Source organism: Streptomyces sp. NPDC047022, from assembly GCF_040644155.1.
Classification (GTDB): Bacteria; Actinomycetota; Actinomycetes; order Streptomycetales; family Streptomycetaceae; genus Streptomyces.
Genome location: NZ_JBEYVV010000069.1, coordinates 1 through 9,053, shown reverse-complemented (window position 1 = coordinate 9,053; position 9,053 = coordinate 1). Strand labels below are relative to the sequence as shown.

At 72.0% G+C, this 9,053-nt stretch carries 2 protein-coding genes; both read left to right on the top strand.

All coding sequences use genetic code 11. The features are described 5' to 3' along the window. Positions 1-534: phosphopantetheine-binding protein (locus ABZ845_RS31540; protein WP_360986848.1), on the top strand; the 534-nt coding region annotated here is incomplete at its 5' end. Next, on the top strand, positions 534-9,053 hold an 8,520-nt coding region (locus ABZ845_RS31535), incomplete at its 3' end, for an amino acid adenylation domain-containing protein (protein ID WP_360986845.1). The genes ABZ845_RS31540 and ABZ845_RS31535, both read left to right, overlap by 1 nt.

The following is a 9,053-nucleotide window of genomic DNA, read 5'->3' as shown; positions in this document are numbered from 1 at the left end:
GTCGCCCGGGAGGACGTGCCGGGCGACAAGCGCCTGGTGGCCTACCTGGTACCCGCCGACGCCGACACGGAGCCCGCTGCCCTGGCCGCCGCGGTACGCGAGTTGGCCGCAGCTCGCCTGCCGCAGCACATGGTCCCCTCCGCAGTGGTGGTGTTGGACGCGCTGCCGCTGACGGTGAACGGCAAGTTGGACCGCAAGGCCCTGCCCGCCCCCGAGGCGGCGGTGGTCACGGGAGCCGGCCGGGAGCCGGCCACCGAGCAGGAGAAGCTGCTGTGCCAGGTGTTCGCCGAGGTGCTGGGGCTGCCCGGCGTCGGGGTCGACGACGACTTCTTCACGCTGGGTGGGCAGTCACTGCTGGCGACCCGCCTGGTGAGCCGCGTCCGCGCACTACTCGGGGTTGAACTCCGGATCCGGGTGCTGTTCGACAGCCCCACTCCGGCGGGTCTCGCGATCTGGATCGCGCAGCAAGCCGGCAACCACAAGAAGAAGGCCAGGCCCACCGTGCGGCCGATGCGCCAGCAGGAGGAGCACTGATGATTCCGTTGTCGTTCGCGCAGCGCCGGCTGTGGTTCCTGGGCCAGCTGGAGGGGGCGAGCGCGACCTACAACATCCCGCTGGTCCTGCGTCTGACCGGAGCGCTGGACCGCCCGGCCCTGGAAGCCGCACTGCTGGACGTGATCGACCGGCACGAGGTGCTGCGCACCGTCTTCCCCACGGCAGACGGCGAGCCGTACCAGCGCATCCTCAAGAGCGAGGAGACCGGGTTCGAGCTGACCGTCACCCCCCTGCATGAGCCGGAGCTGGCCGCCGCCGTGGCCGGCGCAGTGGGCCATGTCTTCGACCTGGACACCGAGATTCCGCTGCGTGCCCGGCTGTTCGCGCTCGGCGACGAGGAGCACGTACTCGCGCTGACCATTCATCACATTGCCTGCGACGGTTGGTCGATGGGCCCGCTGGCCCGCGATCTCTCGACCGCCTACCAGACCCGCCTGCAGGGCGTGCAGCCGGAGTGGGCACCGCTTCCGGTGCAGTACGCGGACTACACCCTGTGGCAGCGCGAGCTGCTCGGCGGCGGGAACGCCGAGGAGGGCGTCCTCGACGAGCAGGTGGCCTACTGGCGCACGGCCCTCGCCGATGCGCCGGAGGAGCTGGAACTGCCCGTCGACCGTCCGCGTCCGGCCGTGGCCGGCCACCGCGGTCACCGGGCGTCGCTGGAGTTCCCGGCCGAGGTGCACGCCCGGCTGCTGGCGGTGGCCCAGGAGCGCGGCGCCACGCTGTTCATGGTGCTGCAGACCGCCCTGGCGGTGACGCTCAACCGCCTCGGAGCCGGCACCGACATCCCGATCGGGGCCGCGGTCGCGGGACGCACCGACGAGGCGTTCGACGACCTGGTCGGGTCATTCATCAACACCCTGGTGATGCGCACCGACCTGTCGGGCGATCCGACGATGGTGGAATTGCTGGACCGGGTCCGGGAGACCGGGCTGGACGCGCTGGACCAGCAGGACGTGCCGTTCGACCTGCTGGTCGAGGAGCTGGCGCCGGCCCGCTCGCTGGCGCGCCACCCGCTGTTCCAGGTGATGCTGACCGTGCAGAACACGGGCACCACCCAGCTGCGGCTGCCCGGCCTGCGGGCCGAGTCGCTGTCCACCGGTGCGTCGGCGGCGAAGTTCGACCTGGACGTCACCGTGGGCGAGGAGTTCGACGCGGAGGGCCGCCCGGCAGGTGTGACCGGGCGTCTGGTCGCGGCCGCGGACCTGTTCGACCCGGAGACGGTGGAGAGGATCGCGACCTGGCTGCAGCGAGTCGTCGAGACCATAGCCGCCGAGCCGCGGACCCGTCTCGCGGCGGTGCGGGTGTTAAGCGAGACCGAGCAGAGCCAGCTGCTGGCCGGCTGGAACGACACCGCTGCTGCTGCCCCCGAGCTGACGGTGGCCCAGCTGTTCGCCCAGGTGGTGGAGCGGACGCCGACGGCGACGGCGGTGGTGGCCGGCGACGTCGAGCTGTCGTATGCGGAGTTGGACGCACGCGCGGGTCGGCTGGCGGCGGTGCTGCGGGCCGGCGGGGTCGGTCCGGAGTCGCTGGTCGGCGTGATGATGGAGCGCGGTGTCGATCTGCTGGTGGCGCTGCTCGCGGTGCTGAAGGCGGGCGGCGCCTACCTGCCGGTGGATGCGGAGTACCCGGCGGAGCGGGTGGCGTTCATCCTGGCGGACGCCGCGCCGGTGTGCGTGCTGACTACGCGGGCCAGTGCGTCCGGGGTGCCGGCATCGGTCGGAGTGCCGGTGCTGGTGGTGGACGGCTCGGACCCGGCGGACGAGCCGGCCGGGGTGGCCGATACCCGCGTGCCGTGGGAGAGCCCGGCGTACGTGATGTACACCTCGGGGTCGACGGGTGTGCCCAAGGGTGTGGTGACCACACAGCGGGACCTGGTGGAGCTGGCCTCGGCCTCGCACTGGGGAGTGTCGGCCGGATCACGGGTGCTGTTCCAGGCGCCGCACGCCTTCGACGCCTCCTCGTACGAAATCTGGGTGCCGTTGCTGTCGGGCGCGACGGTGGTGGTGGCGCCGACCGGTGCGGTGGACGCGGGGATGCTGCAGTCGCTGCTCGGTGGGCAGCGGGTGACACATGTGCATGTGACGGCGGGTCTGTTCCGGGTGATCGCGGAGCAGAACCCGGCGTGCTTCGCCGGTGTGCGCGAGGTCCTGACCGGTGGTGACGTGGTTCCGGTGGGCGCGGTGCGCCGGGTGCTGGAGGCCTGCACGGGTGTCGGGGTGCGGCACCTGTACGGGCCGACCGAGGTGACACTGTGTGCGACGCAGCATGAGGTGGGCTCGCCGGATCAGCTGGGTTCGGTCCTGCCGATCGGCCGGCCGCTGGACGGCACCCGGGTGTATGTGCTGGACGAGTGTCTCGCTCCGGTGCCGGTCGGTGTCGCTGGCGAGTTGTATGTCGCGGGTGCGGGCCTGGCGCGCGGCTATCTGGGGCGGCCCGGGTTGACGGGTGAGCGGTTCGTGGCGGACCCGTTCGGCGCGGCGGGTGGACGTCTGTACCGTACGGGTGACCGGGTGCGCTGGACGGCGGACGGCCGGCTGGTGTTCGCGGGTCGCGCGGACGAACAGGTGAAGATCCGCGGGTTCCGGGTGGAGCCGGGCGAGGTGGAGTCGGTGGTGGCCGCGCACCCGGGGGTGGTGCAGGCCGCGGTCATCGCACGTGAGGACGTTCCGGGCGACAAGCGTCTGGTGGCCTACGTCGTGCCCGCTGACATCGAGCGGGGTGGCGAGCTGCCGGAGCTGGTGCGCACGTTCACGGCCGAGCGGCTGCCCGGCTACATGGTGCCGTCGGCCGTGGTGGTCCTGGACCGGTTGCCGCTGACCGCCAACGCCAAACTCGACCGCAAGGCCCTGCCCGCCCCCCGGTTCGTCGCCGGCGGCGGCCGCGCACCGGCCAACGCCCAGGAGGAGCTGCTCTGCCAGGCCTTCGCCGAGGTGCTCGGCCTTCCCGCGGTCGGTGTGGACGACGACTTCTTCCGACTGGGCGGCCACTCCCTGCTGACGGTCTCGCTGGTGGAGTACCTGCGAGCGCGCGGCGTGGCCGTCTCGGTCCGGGCGCTCTTCGAGACCCCGACCCCGGCCGGGCTCGCCGCGGTGGCCGGCCCCGAGCAGGTGCCGGCACCCGCCAACCGGATCCCATCGGACGCCGTCGAGATCACGCCGGAGATGCTCACCCTGGTGGAGCTGGACGCCGATGAGGTCGAACGCCTGGTCGCGCAGGTGGAGGGGGGCGCGCGCAACATCGCGGACGTCTACCCGCTCGCTCCGCTCCAGGAGGGCATCTTCTTCCACCACCTGATGAGTGACGAGCACGACGCGGACGTCTATGCGATGCCGATGGTGCTGGGCTTCGACTCGCGGGCCCGCCTGGACGCCTTCCTGGCGGCGCTGCAGCAGGTGGTGAACCGGCACGACATCTACCGCACCGCGGTCGTCTGGGAGGGCCTGCCCGAGCCGGTGCAGGTCGTACTGCGCCAGGCGGTGCTCCCGGTGGAGTGGGTCGATCTCGACCCCGCGGGCGGCGACGCCGTACGGCAGCTGCTGGCGGCCGGCGGCGGGGCGATGGATCTGGGCCGGGCGCCGCTGATCGAGGTGCACGGCGCCGCCGAACCGGGCACCGGCCGCTGGCTCGCCCTGCTGAAGATCCACCACCTGGTGCAGGACCACACCACCCAGGAAGTGCTGATCGGAGAGCTGCGGGCGATCCTGTCCGGCAGGGCCGACGCGCTGCCCGAACCGCTGCCGTTCCGCAACTTCGTCGCGCAGGCGCGCCTCGGTGTGTCGTCCGAGGAGCACGAGCGGTACTTCAGCGACCTGCTGGGGGATGTCGAGGAGACCACGGCCCCGTTCGGCCTGGTCGACGTGCGCAGCGACGGCACGGGCTCGGCGCAGGCCCAGCGCGATGTCGACGCCGCGCTGGCCGTCCGCGTACGGGAGTTGACGCACCGCCTCGGCGTCAGCGCGGCCACGGTGTTCCACCTGGCGTGGGCGCGGGTGCTGGCGGCGGTCAGCGGCCGGGACGACGTGGTGTTCGGCACCGTGCTGTTCGGCCGCATGAACGCCGGTGCCGGCTCCGACCGGGTGCCGGGTCTGTTCATCAACACCCTGCCGGTGCGGGTGCGCGTCGGTGAGAGCACCGTGACCGAGGCACTCGACGGGCTGCGGCAGCAGCTGGCCGAGCTGCTGGTGCACGAGCACGCCCCGCTGGCGGTGGCGCAGAAGGCCAGCGGTGTTCCGGGCACCAGCCCGCTGTTCTCCTCCGTCTTCAACTTCCGTTACAGCGCGGCCGCCGCCCGGCGCTCGGACCACGAGAACGAGAGCGGCCTGGAGGGCGTCAAGACCCTCTACCTGTGGGACCGGTCGAACTACCCGCTGAACGTCTCGGTCAGCGACCTCGGTTCGGGCTTCGCGCTGACCGTCCACGCGGTCGCCCCGGCCGACGCCGAGCAGGTGTGCACCCTCCTCCACACCGCGCTGACCGGCCTGGTGGGGGCTCTGGAGGAGACACCGCAGCAGCACCTCGCCGAACTCGGCGTGCTGAGTGACACCGACCGCCGACAGGTGCTCACGGAGTGGAACGACACGGAGCGCCGGCTGCCGCAGGGCCTGGTCCCCGAGCTGTTCGAGGCGCAGGTGGCGCGGACGCCGGACGCGGTGGCGGTGGAGTGCGACGGCACCGAGCTGTCGTTCGCGGAGCTGGACGCCCGGGCGAACCGGCTGGCGCACTATCTGCTGGCTCAGGGCGTCGGCGCGGACTCCCTGGTAGGGCTCTGCCTGCCGCGCGGTGTGGACATGGTGGTCGCCGTGCTGGCGGTCTGGAAGGCGGGGGCGGCGTACCTGCCGGTGGACCCCGACTACCCGGCGGAGCGGGTGGCGTTCATGCTGCGCGACAGCCGTGCGGTGCTCACCCTGACCACCGAGGAGATCCTCGACGAGCTGCCGGCCGGGCGGATGCGCCTGGTGGCGCTGGACGACCCCATGATGGAGATGCGCCTGGCGCCGCTGCCCGAGACATCGCCCGGCGCCACGGTGGCACCGCAGGCCCTGGCCTACGTGATCTACACCTCCGGCTCCACCGGCACACCCAAGGGGGTGGCGGTGACACATGGTGGTCTGGCGAACTACGTCGTATGGGCGGCCGACGCCTATGGCATGGCCGCGGGTGGGGGTGCGCCGCTGCACTCCTCGCTCGCCTTCGACCTCACCGTCACCAGTGTCGTCGTGCCGCTGATATCGGGTTCGGCGGTGCGCGTCAGCCCGGCCGGCGGCGCCGAAGGACTGGCCGAACTGCTCAATGCCGAAGGTGACTTCGGGCTGGCCAAGGTGGTGCCCGCGCACCTGCCGCTGCTGTCGGAGCTGCTGGCCGACGACAGTGTGGCCGGGGCGTCGCGGCGCTGGATCGTCGGTGGTGAGGCCCTGCAGGGTGCCGATGTGCGGGCCTGGCTGGAGCGTGCGCCGGGCACCGTGGTGGTGAACGAGTACGGCCCGACCGAGACGGTGGTCGGCTGCTGTGTGTTCGAGATGTCGGCCGGCCAGGACATCGCGGACGCGGTGCCGATCGGGCGCCCGATCGCCAACACCCGTCTGTATGTGTTGGACGAGCGTCTGCAGCCGGTGCCGGTCGGGGTGGCCGGCGAGCTGTACATCGCGGGCGCACAGCTGGCCCGTGGCTATGTGAACCGCGCGGGGTTGACCGCGGAGCGCTTTGTGGCCTGTCCGTTCGAGCCTGGGGCTCGGATGTACCGTTCGGGCGACCTGGCACGCTGGGCCGCCGACGGGCAGCTGGTCTACGCGGGCCGTGCGGACGAGCAGGTCAAGATCCGCGGCTTCCGCATCGAACCGGGCGAGGTGGCGGCCGTGCTGGCCGCCCATCCGGGCCTGGCCCAGGCCGCCGTGATCGCCCGCGAGGACGTTCCGGGCGACACCCGCCTGATCGCCTATGTGGTGGCCGACGACGAAGAGGCCGATGTCACCGCACTGAGCGGCGCGGTGCGCGAGTTCGCCGAGGCGCGCCTGCCGCAGTACATGGTGCCCTCGGCCGTGGTGGTGCTGGACGCACTGCCCCTGACCGTCAACGGCAAGCTCAACCGCGCCGCGCTGCCCGCTCCCGAACTCGCCACCGGCTCGGGCCGAGGCCCGGTCACGGTGCAGGAGGAGATCCTCTGCCAGGCCTTCGCGCATGTCCTCGGGCGCGAGACCGTCGGCGTCGACGACGACTTCTTCGCCCTGGGCGGGCACTCGCTGCTGGCGATCTCGCTGGTGGAGTACCTGCGGGCGCGGGGTGTGTCGATCTCGGTGCGGGCGCTGTTCCAGACGCCGACTCCCGCGGGGCTGGCCTCGGTGGCCGGGCCGCAGGAGATCGAGGTGCCGGCCAACCTGATCCCGGCCGGCGCGACCGAGATCACCCCGGAGATGCTGTCGCTGCTCGAGCTGACCGAGGCCGAGATCGAGCGGATCACCGACCGGATCCCGGGCGGCGGGGCCAACGTCGCCGACGTCTACCCGCTGGCCCCCCTCCAGGAGGGCATCTTCTTCCACCACCTGATGGCCACCCAGGACGGTCAGGACCGCGGGGACGTCTACGCCTCGCCCTCGGTCCTGGGCTTCGACACCCGCGAGCTGCTGGACGCCTTCCTGGCGGCACTCCAGCAGGTCGTGGACCGGCACGACATCTACCGCACGGCGATCGTCTGGGAAGGCCTGCGCGAGCCGGTCCAGGTGGTCGCGCGGCACGTCGAGCTCCCCGTCGAGCAGATCACGATCGACCCGCAGGGCCCCGAGGCGGTCGAGCAGCTGCTGGCCGTCGGCCGCCGCCGGATGGACCTGGGTCGTGCTCCGCTGATCCGCGTGTTCACCGCCGCCGAGCCGGAGACCGGCCGCTGGCTGGTCCTGCTCTGCATCCACCATCTCGCCCAGGACCACACCACCCAGGACGTGCTGCTCGCCGAGCTGCGCACCATCCTGGCCGGACAGGCGGAATCGCTGCCGGTGCCGCTGCCGTTCCGGAACTTCGTCGCGCAGGCCCGACTGGGCGTGCCGCGCGAGGAGCACAAGCGGTTCTTCACCGAGCTGCTCGGCGATGTCGAGGAGACCACCGCTCCGTTCGGGCTGCTCGATGTGCATGGCGACGGAGCCGACTCGGTCCGCGCTCAACTGCCGCTCGATGACGAGCTGGCCGCCCGAGTACGTGAGCTGACGCGCTCGCACGGGGTCAGCGCGGCCACCGTCTTCCACCTCGCCTGGGCCCGGGTGCTGGCCACCGTGGCGGACCGCGACGACGTGGTGTTCGGCACCGTGCTGTTCGGCCGGATCAACGCGGGTGAGGGTTCCGGGCGGGTCCCGGGGCTGTTCCTCAACACGCTGCCGGTGCGGGTGCGCCTCGGCGCGGCCACCGTGGGCGAGGCGCTCGACGGGCTGCGCCGGCAGCTCGCCGAGCTGCTGGCGCACGAGCACGCCCCGCTCGCCCTCGCGCAGCAGTCCAGCGCCGTGTCCGGCTCCAGCCCGCTGTTCACCTCCCTGTTCAACTACCGGCACATCCAGGGGACCGGCCAGGGGCACGGCGGCAAGATCGAAGGCCTCAAGACCCTCTTCTCGCGGGAGCGCACCAACTACCCGGTGGATGTTGCGGTCGACGACCTGGGCGCCGGCTTCCTGCTCAGCGTGGAAGCCGTGGCACCGGTCGACCCGCAGCAGCTCTGCACACTGCTGCACACCTGCGTGAGCAACCTGGTGGCCGCACTGGAGGACGCCCCGCGGACGCGTCTGGCCGATGTGGAGATCCTCGGTGCCAAGGAGCGGGCGCAGGTTGTGTCGGGCTGGAACGGCAGGTCGTTGGATGGGCCTGTTGTGCTGGTGCCGGAGCTGGTCGCCGGTTGGGCGGGGTCGACGCCGGATGCGGTGGCTGTGGTGTGTGAGGGGGTAGAGCTGTCGTACGCGGAGCTGGACGCGCGGGCCAACCGCTTGGCGCGACTGCTCGCCGCGCGTGGTGCGGGCCGTGAGTCGGTGGTGGGTCTCTGCCTGCCGCGCGGGGTGGAGATGGTCGTCGCCATCCTGGCCGTGTGGAAGGCGGGTGCGGCGTATCTGCCGCTGGACCCGGAGTATCCGGTGGAGCGGCTGGCGTTCATGGTCGCTGACAGCGGCGCTCGGTTGGTGCTTGGTGCCGGTGGTGCGGCCGCCGGGCTGGCCGGGACCGGTGTGCCTGTCGTCGGGCTGGACGACGCGGATGTGGAGGCGGAGCTGGTGGAGCTGCCGGCTTCGGCCCCGGCCACTGAACTGACTGGGCGTCAGCTGGCCTATGTGATTTACACGTCCGGTTCCACGGGCGTGCCCAAGGGCGTGGCGGTTGCGCACGGTGCGGTGGCGAACATGGCGGCGGCGCTGGGGCCGGAGCTGGCCGCCGGTCCGGGCGTGCCGGTGTTGCAGTTCGCGTCGTTCAGTTTTGATGCGTCGGTGTTGGATGTGGCGGTGACGTTGTCGGCGGGTGGCCGGTTGGTGGTGGCGTCG